The 18,499-nt window shown below is 56.6% G+C and carries 19 protein-coding genes; 8 read left to right on the forward strand and 11 right to left on the reverse strand.

The features are described from left to right. The first annotated feature begins 4 nt into the window (after positions 1-4). On the forward strand, positions 5-961 hold the full coding sequence (locus MJA45_RS19300) for a D-2-hydroxyacid dehydrogenase (RefSeq protein WP_315603530.1): 957 nt from the start codon (positions 5-7) through the stop codon (positions 959-961). Between the two features lie 84 nt (positions 962-1,045). On the opposite strand, the gene pfkA is transcribed toward MJA45_RS19300, so the two are convergent. The 4 genes from pfkA to MJA45_RS19320 form a co-directional block, all read right to left on the reverse strand. Then, complete coding sequence (gene pfkA, locus MJA45_RS19305; protein WP_315603531.1) at positions 1,046-2,011, reverse strand: 6-phosphofructokinase; 966 nt, start codon at positions 2,009-2,011, stop codon at positions 1,046-1,048. A 19-nt stretch (positions 2,012-2,030) separates the two neighbouring features. Then, positions 2,031-3,059 (reverse strand): tetraprenyl-beta-curcumene synthase family protein, encoded by a 1,029-nt coding sequence (locus tag MJA45_RS19310; RefSeq protein ID WP_315608064.1) that lies wholly within the window; start codon positions 3,057-3,059, stop codon positions 2,031-2,033. Between the two features lie 47 nt (positions 3,060-3,106). Further along, complete coding sequence (locus MJA45_RS19315; protein WP_315603532.1) at positions 3,107-3,700, reverse strand: hypothetical protein; 594 nt, start codon at positions 3,698-3,700, stop codon at positions 3,107-3,109. 90 nt (positions 3,701-3,790) lie between these two features. Then, positions 3,791-4,108, reverse strand: a complete 318-nt coding sequence (locus MJA45_RS19320) for a hypothetical protein (RefSeq protein WP_315603533.1) — start codon at positions 4,106-4,108, stop codon at positions 3,791-3,793. A 175-nt stretch (positions 4,109-4,283) separates the two neighbouring features. On the opposite strand from MJA45_RS19320, the gene MJA45_RS19325 reads away from it, so the two are divergent. The 3 genes from MJA45_RS19325 (at position 4,284) to MJA45_RS19335 (ending at position 7,721) form a co-directional block, all read left to right on the forward strand. Beyond that, complete coding sequence (locus MJA45_RS19325) at positions 4,284-5,663, forward strand: multi antimicrobial extrusion protein MatE (protein WP_315603534.1); 1,380 nt, start codon at positions 4,284-4,286, stop codon at positions 5,661-5,663. Between the two features lie 20 nt (positions 5,664-5,683). Further along, positions 5,684-6,886 carry an MFS transporter gene (locus MJA45_RS19330; protein ID WP_315603535.1) on the forward strand — a complete coding sequence of 401 codons (1,203 nt, stop codon included), beginning with the start codon at positions 5,684-5,686 and terminating at the stop codon, positions 6,884-6,886. Between the two features lie 190 nt (positions 6,887-7,076). Beyond that, the gene (locus MJA45_RS19335) at positions 7,077-7,721 is read left to right on the forward strand and encodes a nitroreductase family protein (RefSeq protein ID WP_315603536.1); all 645 of its coding nucleotides are present in this window, start codon (positions 7,077-7,079) and stop codon (positions 7,719-7,721) included. Between the two features lie 209 nt (positions 7,722-7,930). On the opposite strand, the gene MJA45_RS19340 is transcribed toward MJA45_RS19335, so the two are convergent. The 6 genes from MJA45_RS19340 to MJA45_RS19365 all read right to left on the reverse strand — a co-directional run bounded on the left by MJA45_RS19340 (position 7,931) and on the right by MJA45_RS19365 (position 12,999). Continuing rightward, a complete protein-coding gene (locus MJA45_RS19340; protein WP_315603537.1) occupies positions 7,931-8,623 on the reverse strand; it encodes an ABC transporter ATP-binding protein in 693 nt (230 codons plus the stop codon). Continuing rightward, entirely contained in the window at positions 8,620-9,726 is a 1,107-nt protein-coding gene (locus MJA45_RS19345; protein ID WP_315603538.1) for an ABC transporter permease, read from the reverse strand. Before MJA45_RS19345 ends, MJA45_RS19340 begins: the two co-directional genes overlap by 4 nt. Before the next feature lie 67 nt (positions 9,727-9,793). Next, entirely contained in the window at positions 9,794-11,170 is a 1,377-nt protein-coding gene (locus MJA45_RS19350; protein ID WP_315603539.1) for a sensor histidine kinase, read from the reverse strand. Further along, entirely contained in the window at positions 11,167-11,847 is a 681-nt protein-coding gene (locus MJA45_RS19355; RefSeq protein WP_407083059.1) for a response regulator transcription factor, read from the reverse strand. Before MJA45_RS19355 ends, MJA45_RS19350 begins: the two co-directional genes overlap by 4 nt. A gap of 156 nt (positions 11,848-12,003) precedes the next feature. Then, positions 12,004-12,201, reverse strand: a complete 198-nt coding sequence (locus tag MJA45_RS19360) for a cold-shock protein (protein ID WP_315603540.1) — start codon at positions 12,199-12,201, stop codon at positions 12,004-12,006. 75 nt (positions 12,202-12,276) lie between these two features. Next, positions 12,277-12,999: a class I SAM-dependent methyltransferase gene (locus tag MJA45_RS19365; RefSeq protein ID WP_315603541.1), complete on the reverse strand. Its 723-nt coding sequence runs from the start codon at positions 12,997-12,999 to the stop codon at positions 12,277-12,279. 208 nt (positions 13,000-13,207) lie between these two features. Here MJA45_RS19365 and MJA45_RS19370 point away from each other — a divergent pair, with 208 nt between their 5' ends. Together MJA45_RS19370 and MJA45_RS19375 are read left to right on the forward strand one after the other, a co-directional pair. Further along, positions 13,208-13,450 carry a hypothetical protein gene (locus MJA45_RS19370; RefSeq protein ID WP_315603542.1) on the forward strand — a complete coding sequence of 81 codons (243 nt, stop codon included), beginning with the start codon at positions 13,208-13,210 and terminating at the stop codon, positions 13,448-13,450. Positions 13,451-13,745: 295 nt separating this feature from the next. Beyond that, on the forward strand, positions 13,746-14,429 hold the full coding sequence (locus tag MJA45_RS19375) for a TerC family protein (protein WP_315603543.1): 684 nt from the start codon (positions 13,746-13,748) through the stop codon (positions 14,427-14,429). An 84-nt stretch (positions 14,430-14,513) separates the two neighbouring features. Here MJA45_RS19375 and MJA45_RS19380 read toward each other — a convergent pair whose 3' ends face one another. After that, on the reverse strand, positions 14,514-16,163 hold the full coding sequence (locus tag MJA45_RS19380) for a thiamine pyrophosphate-binding protein (protein WP_315603544.1): 1,650 nt from the start codon (positions 16,161-16,163) through the stop codon (positions 14,514-14,516). Positions 16,164-16,297: 134 nt separating this feature from the next. Here MJA45_RS19380 and MJA45_RS19385 point away from each other — a divergent pair, with 134 nt between their 5' ends. Further along, complete coding sequence (locus tag MJA45_RS19385; RefSeq protein ID WP_315603545.1) at positions 16,298-16,477, forward strand: hypothetical protein; 180 nt, start codon at positions 16,298-16,300, stop codon at positions 16,475-16,477. Positions 16,478-16,695: 218 nt separating this feature from the next. Continuing rightward, positions 16,696-18,486: an oligoendopeptidase F gene (pepF, locus tag MJA45_RS19390; RefSeq protein ID WP_315603546.1), complete on the forward strand. Its 1,791-nt coding sequence runs from the start codon at positions 16,696-16,698 to the stop codon at positions 18,484-18,486. Positions 18,487-18,499: the final 13 nt, after the last annotated feature.

The raw sequence follows: 18,499 nt of genomic DNA on the forward strand, positions 1-18,499 counted from the left end.
CGCTATGATCAGATTAACGGCCGTCACCAATATGGACCTTACTCCGCTAGTTGATAACTGGCCCCGCGACCTTACGGACCAGGTAGAGTTTACTTGGTACCGAAAAGCCGAGGAGGCCCTCCCTCACCTGGGGGAAACCGAGGGGCTGCTTACCTCGTACCGTCTCCAAGATCAACTCCTGGATGCGGCCCCCAAGCTAAAATGGGTACAGGTGTCATCCGCCGGCGTCGATATGGTCCCCCTTGAAGCGCTGGCCGACAGAAACATTGTGTTAACCAACGCAAGCGGCGTCCACTCCATTCAAATGAGCGAGCATGCCCTTGGCGCCATGCTGTACTGGGCGAGGCGGTTCCGGGAGTTCGACCGCAGCCAGCAGGAGAAGCGTTGGGCCCGCCGCGTCCCGACCGGCGAACTCCATGGCCAAACCGTCGGCATCTTGGGGACCGGAAGCATCGGCAAGGCCATCGCCCAAAAGGCGAAGGCTTTCGGAATGACCGTCTACGGCTATAACCGGTCGGGCGGGGACAGCCCCGAGTATGACGTAACGCTGACCGGTCAAGAAGGGCTTACCCGTCTGCTGCGAGAAAGCGATTATGTCGTATCCCTTCTGCCCAAAACAGCGGAAACCGAAAAACTTTTGGGGCTTGAGCAATTTCAGCGCATGAAAATCAACGCCTACTTCATCAACCTGGGCCGCGGCGAAGTCGTAGACGAATCCGCATTGATTCAAGCCCTGAACGAGAAGTGGATTGCCGGCGCCGCGCTCGATGTATTCGAGGAGGAGCCCCTGCCGGAGGATTCCCCCTTCTGGGAAATGGAGCAGGTGCTCCTGACACCCCATGTCTCGGGAAACTCCCCCCATTATGTAGAAAGGCTCGCCGGGATTTATTACGACAATGTCCGGCGCTTCCTTAAGGGAGAAGCCTTGCGAAATACCGTGGATTACGGAGCCGGCTACTAAGCCGGCCGGAACTCCGCCCCACTCTAAGCACAAAGGCCCTGTCGCGGTTCAAGCGGCGGGCCTTTGTGCGGTTTTCGTAGGGGATTATTGGGACAGACGAAGGCCCAGGTTATACAGCTCCATGTTGAATTCTTTCTTCGTGTTGACCACCAAGTCGATATCCGTAGCCACGAGCTCGCCGCGGATAATTCCGCAGGCTTTGCCGGAGTCGCCTTCCAAGAGACGGCGCACGGCAAAGTCTCCAAGCCGGCTTGCCAGAATCCGGTCGTTGTGAGTCGGCGTTCCTCCCCGCTGAATGTGGCCGAGCACGGTCACCCTCGGGTCGATGTTATTGTGCTCATACAGCTCCCGGGCGATATCCTCTCCCTTGCCGGCTCCTTCGGCCACGATGATGATACTGTGGCGTTTGCCGGATTGGAAGTTCTCTTTCATACGGTTCGCGACTTCCTCCAGGTTATAAGGAACCTCCGGAACAAGAATGGTCTCCGCTCCGCTCGCCAGTCCGGAGTACAGGGCGATATCCCCGCAGTGACGTCCCATGACTTCTACCAGCGAGGAACGCTCGTGGGAGGTCATCGTGTCGCGGAGCTTGTTGATGGCGTCCACCACTATGCTGACTGCGGTATCGAAGCCGATGGTAAAGTCGGTGAACGAGATATCGTTATCGATCGTGCCCGGCAGGCCCATAGTCCGGATCCCGAGCTTGCTCAGCTTATTGGCGCCTTGGTAGGAGCCGTCCCCGCCGATGACGACAAGAGCGTCGATCCCCCGCTTGCGGAGATTGTCGGCAGCCGTCTGCTGGCCTTCCGGCGTTATCATCTCTTTGCAGCGGGCGGTTTGAAGGATGGTTCCTCCCCGCTGAATAATATCGCCCACGCTGCGCAGGTCCATCTTGCGGATATCATCATGGATCAGCCCGTAGTAGCCCCGCTGCACGGCATAGACTTCCAAATTGTGAAAAAGTGCACTTCGAACCACGGCGCGAACCGCGGCGTTCATTCCCTGGGAGTCGCCTCCGCTCGTTAATACGGCAATCGATTTAACAGACATCTTACATTCTTCCTCCTTGTTACTTGACAATAGACCGGATCCACATGCTGTTGACCCAGAAAAAGACCCGGGTTAACGGGCTGTTCTTCATTAAAGCTCTGGAAATCCGGCGGACCTCGTATTGTTTCTTAACCTTAGGGTCCGACAGATAGAGCGCAAGCAAGCCTTCTATAATCATCCGGTGAAAAGCAGGCGCCTTCAGGCCGTCAATTCGTTCTTTGGCCCGTTCGGCTACCTCCGCCACGCGGGCGGCCGTCTCCTCCATGTCCCGGTAATAGAAACAAAAGTTCAAATCTCCCCCGGCGCGGTCCTCTTCCTGGTCGATCAAATAATCCAGAAGAATATGAAGGGCGCAAACATAAGGAAAATAGGCCCCCAGAATAACGTTCGCTTCCTCCTCCGGAAAATCGGGGTCCGCCGCCGCCAGGAAATACAAAAACACACCGAGGGTGGAGCCGGCGGCTGCGGCAAATTCATTCCAGTAAATGCCGGGAACCTCCGCTTTGTGCCTCTCCCACCATTGAAGAAGGGCCTGCTCCCTCAGGTCGCGGCGGATATGCTTGTGGACCTGCAGCTCTGCATATAACCGGACCAGCCGGATAACCGGCGCTTGAACCTTGCTGTAAGACGGAAGCCGACCGATGCACTGCCTGCAGGTTTCCACCAGGTGCCGGAGGTAGCCGCCGTCTTCCTTCTCTGACCGGAAAGCATAGTAATCCCCGGGTACGCGTTCCGGATCCACCGCATCCAGCATGGCCTCATGCAGGCTTCGGAAATCCTCGGGATCGAGCGATGTGCTCCGGTCGCACAGGTTATCCAGGTAGTCACTGATGGTCTGGAAAGCGACGATGAGCGGAATCAGATCATGACGCGCATGAAGCCCGGCGGCCGCGTAGACCGCTCCTCCCTGGCAGTGGAAGGCCTTGGTCGCGAGACTGGCCAGTGCCTGCCGCCGGAGCTCCTCATCCGGGATCCGCTCCGCCTCATCTCTCCACTGCTTAAGCGAGGCCCGGACCGAAGGCAGGACAAACCGGTAAACCCGGTACATGAGCCCAAAGGGATGCCTGGGATAATCCAGAGAGCTGCCGGCGCGTCTCACCCTTCCGCTCCCCCGGTGCTTCTCCGGTACACATAATCTAGCAGAAGAGCCATTTCTCGTCTCTGAATGGAACGGAGGGCTTGCGCTTCCGGCGCTTCCGGTTGGTCGCGCCACTTCTCCACCAGATCCACCATCCGGTAAGGGTCCCAAGGTCCGCCGGAGCCCACAAGACGGTCATCCAATCGGCCTGCCGCCGCCTGAATGGCTTCCCGGGCTAACGAGACATAAACGGGGTGGTCGCCGACACGGCGGAACCAGTACTTGGCGTTGCCGTAGTCTCCTTCCATCCGGTGCATGATCCCATGCCAATAGCTGCCGCTCGCATTTTCCACTTCCTGGGAAATGGAATGAGAACGATTCAGGCTTTCGTTCCACAGGTGCAGGCCCGATTTGACGCATAAAGCGTAAGGATCGGCATCGGCCGCTCCTTCATATAGGTCACTCACCGGGGTGCCGGCGAGCTCGTCATCCAGTTCCTTATTCCAAGGCTTGTCCGGGCATAAGCCGGGCTCATGATCCCAAAGCTGCTGCTTGAAGGTTTCCAGCAGGCTGCGGTTCATCGTCATCCCTCCCGCCGTTTGCATTCCCATATTATATAATAAAACCGGATAAAAACGCACCATGGTCCTTAAGTTTTTTGTCAGCCTTCCTGCCATGAGGGGCAAGCCGCCCTCAAATAACTAATGATGAGCAGGCCCGGAGCGGATGTCCTGCTGGGTCCGATACCAAATATGAAGATCGTTAATAATGCTGGCCAGCTCCGCGATCTCCGAATTTAACCGGCAGGCCGTCGGAAAATGGTCTTCCTTGTCCAAGCGGCTCTGCCTGGCGATAATATCCCTCTCCAGCTGCACGATCCGGTCGGGGATCCTCCCGCGGATTTCTTCCCACTCGGCCAGAATGACGGCGCGGTCCTCGTCACGGTAATCCTCCCAATAACGGTCCAGTTCCGGCACCGGAATGCCCAGTCTGGCATTGTATACAAATTCGGGTCTCACCGGTTTCCTCCTCAGATGCCTAGTTTTCTTCCGTTAACTTTACCATGTTCCCCCTTGCTCCGCCACAGAAAGACGGCGAAAAGTTTGGCACTAAACCTTTACGGGGACCCGTCCAGGCGGTAAAATTCTAAAGAAACCAACCGGAGAAAGAACCGCCCTTATAAAGGAGAAAATCATGTCACAGCCCGGCACCGCCGTCTCATCCATCTCCCCGAGCGCCCGTCCCGTATCGCTTATCCGGCTGCTCGCTTTCTTTTTGCCGTTAGGGCTGTCCGCCAGCCTGGTCACGATTTCCCATGTCATCATTAACAGCACCCTGGCCCGTTCCTCCACGCCCGAGCTCGTCATAGCGAGCTATGCCATTGCGATGAGCCTGCTCGCCATCACGGAGCGACCGGCCGTTCTGCTCCGACAAACCTGCTCGGCACTCGTACGGGACCGGATTTCCTTCCGGGCCATGCGGACGGTAGCCTATGTCGTGTTTGGCTGCATCACCGTTGCCGGAGGCCTTGTTTCGTACTCCCCGCTTGGCGTGTGGATCTTTACTTATTTCTTCGGCGTAGAGCCGGACAGGGTCCCCGACGTTATTGCCGTCTACCGGATTCTCATGTGGGTAAGCTTATTCTCCGGCGTCCGCTGTCTATATCACGGCCTTATTATTTTCAACCGGAGGACGACCTGGTTAACAATCGGTATGGTCATCCGGCTCGTCGGCATGTATTCCCTTGCCCAGTACTTCATCCGGACCGATCAGGTGACCAGCGGCCGTGTGGGGGCGATTATCTTCCTGACCGGGATGATCATCGAATGCTTGATCAGCTTCCTGGAAGGAACCGTGCTGCTGAAGAAGCGGATTCCCGAGAAGCTGGAGGACCATCCGATCGAGCGCAAGGGAGAGGTTTTCACCTTTTATCGTCCGCTTCTCTATTCCTCCTTCCTCGCTGTCGTAGTCGGCCCGTCCATTAACGCCATTCTCGGCAAAACGTCGGATATGGAGCTTTCGATCGCCGCCTTTGCCATCGCGGCCAGCCTGACGCAGCTCGTTCAGAGCTTCTTCAGCTATATTCATCAGATCGTGCTTAACTTTTACCGGGCGGACCGGGACCAGGTGATCCGCTTCACCCTCCTGCTGTGTCTAATTCCTACTATCCTGCTCGGCACTCTTTCTTATACCGCCGCGGGACCTTGGTTCATGACCCACCTGATGGGCGTTAACGAACAGCTGATGACGGCCAGCCTGCATACGTTAAGAATTTTTATGATCATGACGCTGATCTTCCCCTGGCTCGATTTCTGCAATGGCATTCTGATGCTTAACGGCCAAACCAAAATCATGGTCTGGTCCCAGGCCTGCAACGTATCCGTCACTTTGATTACGCTATTTCTATGCTTAGGCTTTCATCCGGAATGGAACGCCAGAATCGGAGCACTGGCTCAATCGTTAGGGGTTGCCGCCGAGCTGGCCGCTGCCGCCTGGGTGCTGCGCAAAACCGCCGCCGAGCAGCGGCTTGCCGCTTCCATTACGGCAAACCATTCTCCCACTTCAAGGAAATAACTCACAAAGGAATTTTGCCCATGTCTGCCCTTACCCTTCCGAAGCCCGCCGGAGCCCTATCCAGAAGCCAGGAGTTTCTCCTTAAGCTTTTTTCCTTCACCAACTACGGAGTCAATGCGTTTATCGCCGTCATTTTCCCGGTATATTTCCACATGCTTGGCTTCAGCAGTCTCCAGTTCGGCATGCTTTATTCCATCGGGCCGACCGTTGGCATTATCGCCAATCTGGTTTGGGGCGTGACGAGCGACCGGTTCCAGACTATCAAGAAAATCATAACGACCATCCTCTCCGGACAGCTTGTCTTCATTCTCCTTATGTTCCGGGCGGAGGCTTACCCGGTTATTTTCGTTCTCCTGACCCTCTACTATTTCTTTCAAACTCCGGTCAATATGCTGAACGACAGCCAAATTCTGCTTCATACGAAGCAGACGGGCAAAAGCTACGCCTCCTACCGGGTCTGGGGCTCTATCGGCTTTGCCGTAGCGGCCCTCTTGTTCGGCCTGCTGCTGAAGACCCCTACGCACGGAAAAATGGCGCTGCTCTGCATCGGGAACGTCGCTTTGGCTCTCCTTCTCTCTCTTCTGCTGAAGGATGCCAGGGGGGCCGGCTTCAAGAAGATGCAGTTCACCGGATTAGGGAAGGTTCTCCTCGCTCCCCGGCTGACGGTCTTCCTTCTTCTCGTGCTGCTTCTTGCCGTTGCGGCCCGGATCAACGACGGGTTCCTGTCCCTCTATTTGCTGGAACGGGGGGCCGGCCAAGCCGTCATCGGCTCGTCCTGGATGGTTTCCGCCCTGAGCGAAATCCCCCTTTTTCTCCTGCTCTCCCGGTACGGGGATCGCTTCCGTGAGCTGCCGCTGCTTGCTTTTGCGGGGTTGATGTATACCGTCCGGTTCTTTCTGATGAGTCTGCCTCTTACTCCCGGCATGATACTGGCGGTTCAGACGATGCACAGCCTGTCCTTCGGCATCTTCCTGATTACCGCGCTCCGTTACCTCCAGGGAATCGTTCCAGACCGCTTCCGGGCCACCGGCCAGGCCGTCTTTAACGTCACGTGGGGCAGCTTGTCCGGCCTCATTGGCGGCTTCCTCGGAGGACAGCTCTTCGATGTGTACGGCGGACACGAGGTCTACTTAACCGCGACCGCCTTCGCCGGGATCAGCACGGTCGGTTTCTTTGTGTTCGGCCGGCTGTCGCTCCGGAAATCCGGGGAGGAATCTCTATAACAAGCCGACGAAGGAGTGCTGCCCCCGCCGGGAGCTCCGCAAGCCCCTTCTAGCCCAAGCAAGGGAATCGGGAACCTATCTTTGCTTTTCCCGGGAGGGCCGTTATAATAAGAATAGCCTTAGGACCAGGTCTTAAGATTGAGAAGCGTTGCGAGTTAAAGAACTTATTTTACTTAAAGGCGGTTTAGCAATGGATTATCAGGCATTCAAAAGCATTGTTCTCGACCGGCGGAGCATCCGCCGTTATACCGATCAGGAAGTAGCCGTGGAGGATATCCGCGAAATCATCGACTGCGCCCGCTATGCGCCGAGCGACACCAATTCGCAGACGTGGCAGTTCATTGCCGTGACCAGCCGGGAGAAGATCAAGGAAATTGAGCGTCTCACCTGGGAGCAGCTGCACAAGCGCGCGGAGGAGGCGGAGAAGAAGGGATTGTCCAAAGAAGCCCGGCTTCTGACGAAATCCTTCGGTCCCTATGCGACGGCCTTCTCGCAGGCTCCCGTCCTTCTGGTCTGCCTCGCCACTCCGTACCAGTCCAAATTCCGGGAGAAAATCTTCGATCCGGTCCAGCTGGTCGGCGAGCATGTCTGGGCGGAGGAAGGAATCAAGAGCAGCTGCCTCGCTGCCCAGAACCTCATGCTGGCCGCTCACGCCAAAGGCCTCGGTACCTGTCCGATGACCGGCCCCGTCCTGCTGGCCGAGGAACAGCTGCGGCAGGTTCTGGATATCCCCGAGGAGTGCCAGGTGAACATGGTCATCGCCCTCGGACACCCGTCCGAAACGCCGGGCCGTTTGCCCCGTAAAGAGATCGACGACATTCTGACGATTGTTTAAGCAGAGAGCCCACCGAACCGCTCCATGCGAGCTCTGCCGCTGTAGACAAGCCGGAGGAAGGGAAAGAGAAAAGCAAAACATAAATAGAAAAAGCCGCGAAAAGCTTCGCGGCTTCCTTAATTAGCAGACCAGCCGGGAAATTCCGGCTGGTCTGTTTTCATCATGACTTAGGATGGTAGCCACCGGTATTGGAAAACAAGCTCCAGACCTTAAACCAGGCTCGCTTGGTTCCTTTCCACCAGAGCTCCATTGTGAAGATCCAGGACCCTGTCACACAGCGGCACGACCCGGTCGTCATGGGTCACGATGACGGCGCTCATCCCCCGCTCCTTCACCAGCTTCGCCATCAGCTGCACGACCTCGCGGCCGCGCGGGGCATCCAGGCTCGCCGTCGGCTCGTCCGCCAATAGGACGGCCGGTTCGTTCATGAGAGCCCGGGCAATGGCGACCCGCTGACGCTCGCCTCCCGAGAGCTTCTCCGGGTAGGCCGACCGCCGGTGGGAAAGATCAAGCTTCCCAAGCAGCTCGCCGGCCCGCTTCGAGGCGGTGCCGGGGTCCATTCCGGCAAGCTTGGCAACCAGTACCAACTGTTCTTCCGTCTTGAGGTACGGAATGAGGTTCGCGCTCTGGAAGACGAATCCGATTCGGCGAAGCCGGAGATCGGCCAGCTCTTTTTCGGTCTTATCCAGAAGGGATTCGCCGTCCAGCAGCACTTGGCCGTCCGTCGGCTTCAGCAGCGCCCCCGCGATGGACAAGAAGGTGCTTTTGCCGGAGCCCGATGGCCCCATGACCGCCACCATCTCTCCCCTGCCCACCTCCAGGTTCAAGTTATCCAGGACGGTTCTAACCGCTCCCCCATCCTCAAAGGATCTTCTGATGTTCATCAGCTTCAGTCTGCTCATGCCGCCCCCCTCCCTATCGCATCCAGAGCATCAACCCGGCTTACCTTCCACACGGAAGCAAGGGAGCCGGCCAACGAAAGGATGACGAACGCAACACCCGTCCCTGCTATCGCGGAAGGATGGAGCTCAAACGGCAGGGAGCTCGGCAGGACAGCCTGAACGAACGTTACCACAACCAGGCTCACGACCAGGCTGACCGCCGAAAGGATCAGGACCTGCTGCGCCACGCTGCCCGTTAAATAAGCGGAACGGGTGCCGATGGCTTTCAGAATGCCGAACTGGCTCGTTTTCTGAATGGTGATGACATAGAAGAAGACCGCCAGCACCAGAAACGAGATTCCATATAGAAATACGATCATCATGAGGAGAGAGCCCTGCTCCTCCTTGTACCCGGGAATGGCGGCAACCGCCTCCGACGCCCCGATAACCTCTGCCTTCGGCAGGACGGCCTCGAGCTCCCTCGCCTGCTCCTTCGAGGCTTTCACGGCAATTGCCGTGAATCCCTCCGGTGACGATAGGCGGCTTCCATTGGCGGCCTGGAGAGCCGGCCAATCCGTCATCCTGACGAATACAGCAGGGGTATGGCTGAACGACTCCTTCTCCACGAACCCGCCCACCGTCCATTCCGTGCCCGACGCCTGATCCTTCAGGATCGTGCCGATACGGACTCCGGCTTCGGACAAGCTGCGGTCGACCAGAACGTGGCCCTTCTCCGAAAGCGGAGAGCCCTCAACCAGACCCGGCGCCATCCACCCCTCCGGATTAACCCCCAGGAAGGTTATATCCAGCTTCTTTGCCTCCCCTGAGGCCAGGACGGTTGCCATCTGCACACCAAACGGTTCGGCATTCCCTTCTCCGACAATCCGGAGGGCTTCCTTCCCTTGTTCCCCGTTCACCTGCGACCGGGTCAACCGGTGGTTGGAATCCGGACCCAGGATATAATGCGTCGCCGCCCGGTTCTTTATGGAAGAGGCATTGTCATAGGCCAATCCTTGGGCCAGTCCAGTCACGAACAGGACAAGCAAGGTGACCAGCAGCATGACCGTCCCTATTAGCGCATATCGCGCCTTGGCATGTCTCATCTCCCGAATAGCCAAATACATGAGGTTCCCTCCTTTGGTTTCCTACCAAAGGATACGATACGAAGATGAACGGGAGATGAACAACCGATTACGGATTCGGCAGCGTCACCGTAAAAACCGTCCCGGCCTCCGAGCTGGCCACTCCGACGGTTCCCCCGTGGAGCCGGACGATCTTCTTGACAATGGCGAGCCCCAGCCCCGTTCGTCCCGTAGAGCGGTCACGAGACCGGTCCGCCCGATAGAAGCGGTCGAACAGATAGGGCCAATGCTCCGGTTCAATCCCTTGGCCTGTATTCCGGACGTTGACGGCCGTATGAGACGGCCCCTGCTCGGCGACAATCTCGATGCTTCCTCCTTGAGGTGTGTAGGTGACGGCATTGCTCAGCAGATTCATCCACACCTGCATCAGGAGAACCTCGTCCCCTTTCAGGAGCAAGGGCTCGGGAATCGAAAGCTTCAGCAGCAGCTCCTTCTCGTCCAGCTGCCACTGCAGCACCTGAACCGCCTGGCGGATCTGGTCCCGGAGCCGGAAAGACTCGACGGAAACCGGTTCCTCTCCCTGCTCCAAGGACGACAGAAGAAGCAGCTGCTTGCTGAGCTGGGAGAGATGGCGGCTTTCTTCCTCGATAACCGCAGCATAATGTCTACGCTCCTCCTCCGGCAGCCCCTTCTCGGCCAGTAGTTTGGCAAAGCCTTGAATGGAGGTGAGAGGGGATTGGATCTCATGCGATACATTGGACACAAACTGCTGGCGTGCTTGATCCACCCGCTCCAGTTCCTCGCTCATCGTCAGGAAATGCCGGGCGAGCCGTCCGATCTCATCATGTCTCTTAACAGGCAGGCGGAGCTTGTAATTTCCTTGGGCAATAAGCTTCGTTGCCTCGGACAGGCCGGTGATCGGTTTCACCAAGTACCGGGTACTAAGCAGGAAGAACAGCACGCTGATGACAACCGTGAACAAGCCTATCAAAGCGAAAAAAAGTCGCAGCTCCCCGAACTGAAGCAGCACGTCCGGCCTCAGGAACAAGCCATAGGGCCGGCTCCCAAGGAAGACGGGAACCCCCACGGTATTGCTCAACCGGTTATCGAAGAAGCCGGTGACGAACGGCTTGTCGGGAAAGTCCGCCACCCCATGATACCGGTTCCCGTTAAGCACCGAGCGGATGGCGTTGTCCGGGAGATCGGTCACACGGAAGGCCCGGCCATAGAAGCGGTCGTTTCCCCGGCCATCCGACCAATACAGCTGATATCCAAGCGCAGCCGACTCTTGCAAAAACTCCTCCGGGTTATCCGGATGGCTCTCCAGGTATTGTTTCAGCTGCTCCGCGACCCGGATCAGCTTCTCGTCGTTATAGGGCTTAAGCTTAATATGATAATACATGTTAGCTCCGAGAAACCCGAGCAGGCTGCTGGCGAGAACGACGATAATTGTGGTGAGAAAGACACGGGAATATAACGATCTCAACGCTTGCCCACCTCCAGCTTGTAGCCGATCCCCCGTACCGTCACAATCGAGAAATCGTCGCCGTACTCCGCAAATCGCTGCCGGAGCCTCTTGATATGGACGTCGACCGTGCGGTCGTCCCCTTCGTAGTCCTCTCCCCAGATAAGCCGGATCAGCTCTTCCCTCGAGAACAAGCGGCCGGGATAGTGAGCAAGCTGAGAAAGCAGATCGAATTCCTTCATCGGCAGCAGAAAATCAGAGATGCCGTCCGAAACCTCGCGATTCCTGCAGTCGATTACAATCCGGTTCAAGTTCAGGGTATCGCTGGAAGGCCGCTGGTAACGCCGGAACAGGGCCTTGATCCGAAAAACAAGCTCCTGCGGCTCAAACGGCTTGGTCACATAATCGTCCGTGCCCCTTAGATAACCTTGCTGCTTGTCCGTAAGCTGATCTTTGGCCGTAAGCAGGATAATCGGAATGTCGTAAGTTTGCCTGATAAGGCCGCAAAGCTCAAGCCCATCCAGGCCGGGCATCATAATATCCAGAACGGCCATATCCAGGGAATGGTCTTTTAGAATCCGGACGGCCTCTTCCCCATCCCGCGCCTCGTGCACGCGGTAACCTTCCTTGGTCAAAACATACCTAAGCAGCTCTCTTATGTTAGCGTCATCGTCCGCTACGAGCAGGTTTCGGATCATGAGACTCTCTCCTACTATTGCGATTATGAGTTCCTTGGTGCATCCTCTTATTTTCACCGGAAGGCAGGGAAATAACAAGCGGACCGGCCGGAAAACAAAAAACAGCATCCGGCTGGGCCGAATGCTGTGTTTCGCTAATTTATAAGTTAGTGAAGCTTATAATTTAATGACGTTAGCTGCTTGAGCGCCGCGGTTTCCTTGAGTGATTTCGAATTCAACTTCTTGACCTTCGTCAAGGGATTTGAATCCTTCGCCTTGGATAGCCGAGAAGTGAACGAATACGTCTTCGCCGCCCTCAACCGAGATAAAACCGTAGCCTTTTTCTGCGTTGAACCATTTAACTGTACCTTTCAAGTAAACAACCTCCTAAAAATATCGCCATTCGTGGCGAATAAATCCATTATAGCACGGGCGGCAGCACAGATCAAGCTACTTTCCAAGAACTTTTCCGGAATTTTTGGTCAGAACCAACAGGGAGTCGGAACCCGGGATAAAAGGCAGTCCGGACCGGGCCGTCCGCGAGGAAATACCTTCCCCTTCCAGCTCCGTTAGGAGCTTCTCCAGATGGGGATAAGGCTGCCAATGAAGATCCACAAGCGGGTAAATCCTTAGCTGCCCTTCCGGACGGAGCAATCGAATAAGCTCTCTGACGGCTGCCAAGTGAAAATCATAATCCAGCTGGCGGTTGTAAAGGAACAGAAAGTGGCTGCAAAGCACCAAGGAAAAGGCTTCGTCTTCAAAAGGAAGCTTTGGCAGGGATGCAGGCTTATACCGCCTTTCCCCTTCCCGTTCAAAGTCGGCAAGGAACAGGCTTAAAGACTGCTCCCGATTGGCCCGGTGAGCATCCAGGCTTCCATAATAAGACCAGTCGTACTGGTGGGCCAGGCCCTTCAATTTGGCCGTGGAGGTCTCAATCTCTTCTCTTCCGTGCTTCTCCAGCTCGTGCCGGGACATGGCATACTGGGGATCGGCCGCCATGACCTCAAAGCCGTTCCGGCCGGCTCCGGCGGCAAAGGAAGAAGCTCCTCCCGCCACATCCAGAATGGGGCCCGCCTCAAGATCCGCTGGCTCCAGCGCGAACATGTCTGCGTATTCCCGGTACGACCGGCAGGTCATGGCCACTCCGGTCTGCTCATAAAACTCTTTGCTCATCTCATCTGCACTCTCCTCTACTCTACTCAGCTCAGCTCTTTACAGCGCCGGCGCTTACCGGCTTGAAGGGATTTTACCATCCGGACGCTGGTAAATCAATCCCATTTTCACCGGCTTTCCCCTCCCTTCGTTTTTGATTAAATGAACCGATCATGCTAAAGTTAAGGGTAACGCATTATACATTATTCCATGAAGGAGCCGTCTTTCAATGAGCCACGGAATCAAAAAGCACTTAATCTATAAGAAGGACAAATGGAACATGCTCACCGTAGAGGTTAACGGCAAAACGCTGATCCTACGCGAAATTTCCGATCAATGGGGCGAGGAATGCCATGAATTTCTCAGCCGCCCGGCCCTCATGCATTGGGTGGAGGACCGGTTCGCTCCCGAAAAGTTCGAGGGAACCGAGGAGGAGCGCGAGGAAATCCTGAAAGCCTTTAAAGAGGTGTGACACCGGCCGCAGCGGAAGGAATCAGCAGCCGGAAAAGCGGGAATTGACAAGCACATCCGCTTCCTGCTATGATGATTGTACAATTTCATACTTCCAAAGGGGAGTAGCTGGTACAGTAAAGCCGTCATTTCGGGAGCAATCCCCGGTTTTATTGGCAACGAAAGTTGTTAGCAAGACCTTTGCCGTTACATTAAGCGGTAAGGGTCTTTTTTGAATAAGAATGGGCCTTTACCGCAGATTAATCGGTAAAGGCTTTTTTAGTTTCTATCTTAGATCGAGAAGAGGAGAGAGGCGTATGGAGTTTCTAACACCCGAATTTTTTACCGCACTGCTCAGTATCATCATCATTGACCTGGTCCTCGCCGGGGACAACGCCATCGTAATCGGAATGGCGGCCCGCAACGTTCCGAAGGAGATGCAGAAAAGGGTTATCGCCTGGGGGACACTCGGAGCGATTGTCATCCGGATCGTGGCCACCCTCGCGGTCGCCTGGCTGCTCAAAATTCCCGGTCTGCTGCTCGTGGGCGGCATCCTGCTTCTCTGGATCTCCTACAAGCTTCTGACGGATAAGAAGGGTCATGAGCTCGAAGCCAAGACGTCTGTCTGGGATGCGATCAAGACGATCATTATCGCCGACGCGGCCATGGGGATGGACAACGTTCTCGCCGTCGCCGGCGCCGCTCACGGAAGCTTCCTGCTTGTCATTATTGGTCTGCTCATAAGCATTCCGATCGTCGTCTGGGGCAGCACGTTGTTCGTGAAGATCATCGACCGCTTCCCTGTTGTGATCTATGCCGGTGCCGGGATCCTGGCCTATACCGCCGCCAAAATGATCGTGGAGGAGCCGGTGGTGCACGACAACCTGCTCCATCCGGTTTGGGGGAAATGGACGGTCATTTCTGTTGTCGTTCTCCTCATCCTGGGACTGGGCTATATGCGGAACCGGGTCGGCCGCCGTCAAGAGCTGCCGGATGCCTAATCGGATGATGACGCCCTAGCATGGCGAACAAGGAAAAGCCGGGCTCCTGTCCAAGGAACCCGGCTTTCCTTATGGAGCAAGTGCTTACAGCTTCGTGTGGGGAGCCATTTCGGGAGCTGTGATGACCTCGATCAAGAAAGGGACCGGAGAAGAAGATGCCTTCTGGAGAGCTTCCCGGAGGCCCGTCAAGCTGTCCGTTCTCTCCCCCGCTCCCCCGCACGCTTCCGCCAGCTTGGGGAAATCCGGATTCCGGATCGAGCTTCCAAGCGGAGCGAGTCCGGCCTTCTTCATCCGGTTCGCTTCCATGGCGTAGCTTGCGTTGTTGAGGATCAGGACGGTTAGAGGGAGCTTGTGCTCGACGGCCGTCAGAAATTCCATCATCGTCTGAATAGAGCCTCCGTCTCCAGCGATGGCGAGGACCGGGCGTTCCGGCTGGGCAAGCTTTGCCGCAATGGCGGCCGGAAGCGCGAAGCCCAGTGTCCGCCAGCGGCCCGAGACGAGCACGGTCTGGTCCCGCTTGGCCTGGTAGATCCGATTGAACCAAATGGTGTGATCTCCGGTATCCACAGCGATTACGGCATTCGGTGGAGCCGCGTCGGCGATCTCCCGCATGATCATCTGGGGAGAGAGCGGATGCGTTTCCCGCGCAGCCTCCATGAGGAGCTGGCTGTTCCATTCCGCCGTAACCCCCGCCGTTCGGCGTACCCATGCGGCGCGGTCCGCCTGCGGCAGTCTCCGCACCATGGCTAAGAGCTCCGGCAGGCAATCGGCCAGATCTCCTACGATTCCATGGAGAAGCGGATGCCCGACCGCAAGGTTGGCCGGGGACCGGTCGATCTGGATAAGACGCGCCTGCGTCGGCACGTAATCGTCCGGCCACCAGGTAGCGCCCAGCATGAGGATCAGGTCGCTTTCCCGCAGAAGCACCGTTGCCGCTTCGCTTCCGGCCTGGCCCAGCCCTCCGGCGTACCGGGGGTGATCGTTAGGAAACAGGGGCCTTGCCGGAAGGGTCGTGATGACGGCCGCCTCCAGCAGCTCCGCCAGAGACAGAACTTCCTCCTTCACCTGCCCGGCTCCGCTTCCTACATAAAGGACCGGCTTCGCGGCCCGGGAAAGCTCCTCTACCGCTTTTTCCAGTGCTTCCCTGGGGGTGAGCAGCGGCTGATGCAGATAGCTCCCATAAGGGATCGGAAGGCCTGTAAGCTTCTGCTCCCACACATCTTTGGCAACCGAAAGGTGAGCTGCCTTGCCGTGCAGAAGAGCTTGAACGAGCAGACCGTGTAGCAGCTCCGGCAGTGCCTGCCCGCTCACCAGTTCGCGGGATTGGTCCGTCAGCGCCTGCATCAAGAGCTGCTGGTTGACGAACTGCTTCGTGCGGGTGCCGTGCTTGGACGTTTCCACCTGACCGGTAATAGCCAAGACGCCGGCATAATCCATCGCCGCATCCGCCAGCCCGTTAACCAGGTTGGCCGCTCCCGGACCGCTCGTCGCCAGGCATACGCCGATCCGGCCCGTCAGCTTGGCTTCGGCGGACGCCATCAACGCCGCGGCTCCTTCGTGGCGGCAGGCTATGTAACGGATGGCGGAGCTGCGGCTGAGTTCATCCAGAAACCGCAGATTGGCATCCCCGATTACGCCGTAGATGCGCTTAACGCCCCAAGCCTCCAGCTGGGCGATAAGGTAACCGGCGACCGTCAGGTCTTCCCCCGGCATGCCGTTTCCGTTATGCTTCAAGTAGATCCTCTCCTGTCGATGAATTCTCTCCGCTCTAGCTTTCTCCAAGGAAGGGGCGGCCATTCTTATGACCGGACAGGCTAGCTTAGCAAGTGCCTAAGGATATTCCATACCATAAAGAGGTGAAACGCTCCTTGGATTACGGGTTAATCGTCACGTTTATCATCGTCTCCTTCTGCCTGGCCCTCCTTCTCATTATCAAAAAAGACACCCTGGCGCCGCAGGCCCGCCGCCCGCTCGCCTTGATCGCGCTCGTCATGATCGTGGTTTCTTTCTTCCTGCTCATGTACACGATTCTCAACGCCGGCCGTTAATGGCATCCTTACGGGAAGGTTTACTGGAAATCTTCCCCGGCTTCGCCTTATAATTAAAGGAACGGCCGCCCATACTAAGCGAAAAAGCTTAGGAGAATGCCATAATGCGGATTATCCCCGTTCTGGTGACGGTATGCCTGCTTGGCAGCACCGTTGCGGTGTCATCCGCCGGCGGGCGGGCGGCGCCTCAGTCCACCAACCAATCAAGGAGGGTTCCCATGAATCAAGTAGCAAAACGCTCAGACGTATCGAAGGAGCACCAATGGAAGCTGGAGGACCTGTTTGCCGACCAGCAAGCATGGGACCGGGAATACCAAGAAGTCAAAGACCTGCTGAAGAAAGTGGAGCCTTACCAGGGCAAGCTGAATGAGCCCCATGCCATCAAAGAATGCTTCGCGCTCGAGGATGAGATCTCCGTACATACCGAACGCTTATACGTATACGCCAACATGAAGCACCATGAGGATACCGCGGAGCCCTCGTTCCAGGCGCTGTCCGAGAAGTCCCGAAAGCTCAGTGTCGAAGTGAGCGAAGCGCTGTCTTTCGTGACGCCGGAAATTTTGAGCTTGTCCGAAGCCAAGCTGAAGGAACTGATGGAGAATCCGGACCTGAGCTTCTACAAGCGGACGCTGGAGGAAATGATCCGCCAGAAGCCGCACGTTCTCAGCAAGTCTGAAGAAGCCCTTCTGGCCCAAGTAGGAAACCTCTCCCAGGCCCCGGGCACCATCTTCGGAATGCTCAACAATGCGGACATGAAGTTCCCGAAGATCAAGAATGAAGAAGGCAAGGAAGTCGAGCTTACCCACGGCAGCTACATCCAGTTTCTGGAGAGCAAGGACCGGGATGTGCGCCGGAATGCGTTCGAAGCGGTGTATGCCACCTACGCCAAGCAGAAGAACACGATCGGGGCCACGCTCAGCGCCAACATTTCCAAAAATATTTTTTATGCCAAAGCCCGTAAGTATCCTTCCGTTCTCGAAATGTCCCTCTACGGAGATAACATTCCGAAGGAAGTATACACGAATCTTATCGATACGATTCACGAGTCCCTGCCGCTTCTGCAGCGCTACATGAACCTCCGCAAGAAGCTCTTGAAGGTCGACGAGCTTCATATGTATGACCTGTTCGCCCCCCTAGTCGAAGAATTCAAGTGGGACATCAACTACCAGCAGGCGACGGAGATGGTCCAGGACAGCTTGAAGCCGCTCGGCGACGATTACCTGAAGGTTCTGCAGAGCGGATTCGAGAACGGCTGGATCGACATCTACGAGAACGAGGGAAAACGCAGCGGGGCCTACAGCTGGGGAGCCTACGGCACTCATCCTTATGTGCTGCTGAACCACAAGGACAACCTGAACAGCATGTTCACGCTTGCCCATGAGATGGGCCATGCTCTGCACTCCTACCTGTCCGACGAGAATCAGGAGTACCGGTACGCGCAGTATACGATCTTCCTTGCCGAAGTGGCCTCTACGCTGAATGAAGCCCTTCTCATGGATTATCTGCTGAAGAAGACGACGGATCCGAAGGCCAAAATGTACCTGCTCACCTACTATGCCGATCAATTCCGCACGACCGTGTTCCGCCAAACCATGTTCGCGGAGTTCGAGAAGATTACGCACGAAAGAGCCGAAGCGGGCGATTCGCTTACTCCTCAGGAGCTGAGCAAAATCTACTACGACCTGAACTTGCTGTATCACGGCAAAGGAATGGTCGTCGACAAGGACATCGAGATGGAATGGGCGCGCATTCCCCATTTCTACAACAGCTTCTATGTCTACAAATACGCCACGGGCTTCTCCGCGGCCACGAGCTTCGCGAAGCAGATTCTGGACGAAGGCCAGCCGGCCGTCGACCGCTACCTCGGGTTCCTGAAGAGCGGCGGAAGCGACTATTCCATCAACATCCTGCAGCGTGCGGGTGTCGACATGTCGTCGCCGGAGCCGATCAAGCAGGCGATGAGCGTGTTCAAGAGCCTTATCGAGCAGATGGAAGACCTGACGAAATAAGCGGTGGATCCCG

It is taken from the genome of Paenibacillus aurantius (assembly GCF_032268605.1).
Classification (GTDB): domain Bacteria; phylum Bacillota; class Bacilli; order Paenibacillales; family NBRC-103111; genus Paenibacillus_AO; species Paenibacillus_AO aurantius.

Excerpts from the sequence above, each read along its gene's own strand:
- MJA45_RS19375 (WP_315603543.1), top strand. The coding sequence starts at position 13,746 with ATGGAGTTTCTAACACCCGAATTTTTTACCGCACTGCTCAGTATCATC.
- pfkA (WP_315603531.1), bottom strand. The coding sequence starts at position 2,011 with ATGTCTGTTAAATCGATTGCCGTATTAACGAGCGGAGGCGACTCCCAG.
- MJA45_RS19355 (WP_407083059.1), bottom strand. The coding sequence starts at position 11,847 with ATGATCCGAAACCTGCTCGTAGCGGACGATGACGCTAACATAAGAGAG.
- MJA45_RS19370 (WP_315603542.1), top strand. The coding sequence starts at position 13,208 with ATGAGCCACGGAATCAAAAAGCACTTAATCTATAAGAAGGACAAATGG.
- MJA45_RS19310 (WP_315608064.1), bottom strand. The coding sequence starts at position 3,059 with ATGTACCGGGTTTACCGGTTTGTCCTGCCTTCGGTCCGGGCCTCGCTT.
- pepF (WP_315603546.1), top strand. The coding sequence starts at position 16,696 with ATGAATCAAGTAGCAAAACGCTCAGACGTATCGAAGGAGCACCAATGG.
- MJA45_RS19315 (WP_315603532.1), bottom strand. The coding sequence starts at position 3,700 with ATGGGAATGCAAACGGCGGGAGGGATGACGATGAACCGCAGCCTGCTG.
- MJA45_RS19345 (WP_315603538.1), bottom strand. The coding sequence starts at position 9,726 with ATGTATTTGGCTATTCGGGAGATGAGACATGCCAAGGCGCGATATGCG.
- MJA45_RS19300 (WP_315603530.1), top strand. The coding sequence starts at position 5 with ATGATCAGATTAACGGCCGTCACCAATATGGACCTTACTCCGCTAGTT.
- MJA45_RS19335 (WP_315603536.1), top strand. The coding sequence starts at position 7,077 with ATGGATTATCAGGCATTCAAAAGCATTGTTCTCGACCGGCGGAGCATC.
- MJA45_RS19340 (WP_315603537.1), bottom strand. The coding sequence starts at position 8,623 with ATGAGCAGACTGAAGCTGATGAACATCAGAAGATCCTTTGAGGATGGG.
- MJA45_RS19330 (WP_315603535.1), top strand. The coding sequence starts at position 5,684 with ATGTCTGCCCTTACCCTTCCGAAGCCCGCCGGAGCCCTATCCAGAAGC.
- MJA45_RS19365 (WP_315603541.1), bottom strand. The coding sequence starts at position 12,999 with ATGAGCAAAGAGTTTTATGAGCAGACCGGAGTGGCCATGACCTGCCGG.
- MJA45_RS19325 (WP_315603534.1), top strand. The coding sequence starts at position 4,284 with ATGTCACAGCCCGGCACCGCCGTCTCATCCATCTCCCCGAGCGCCCGT.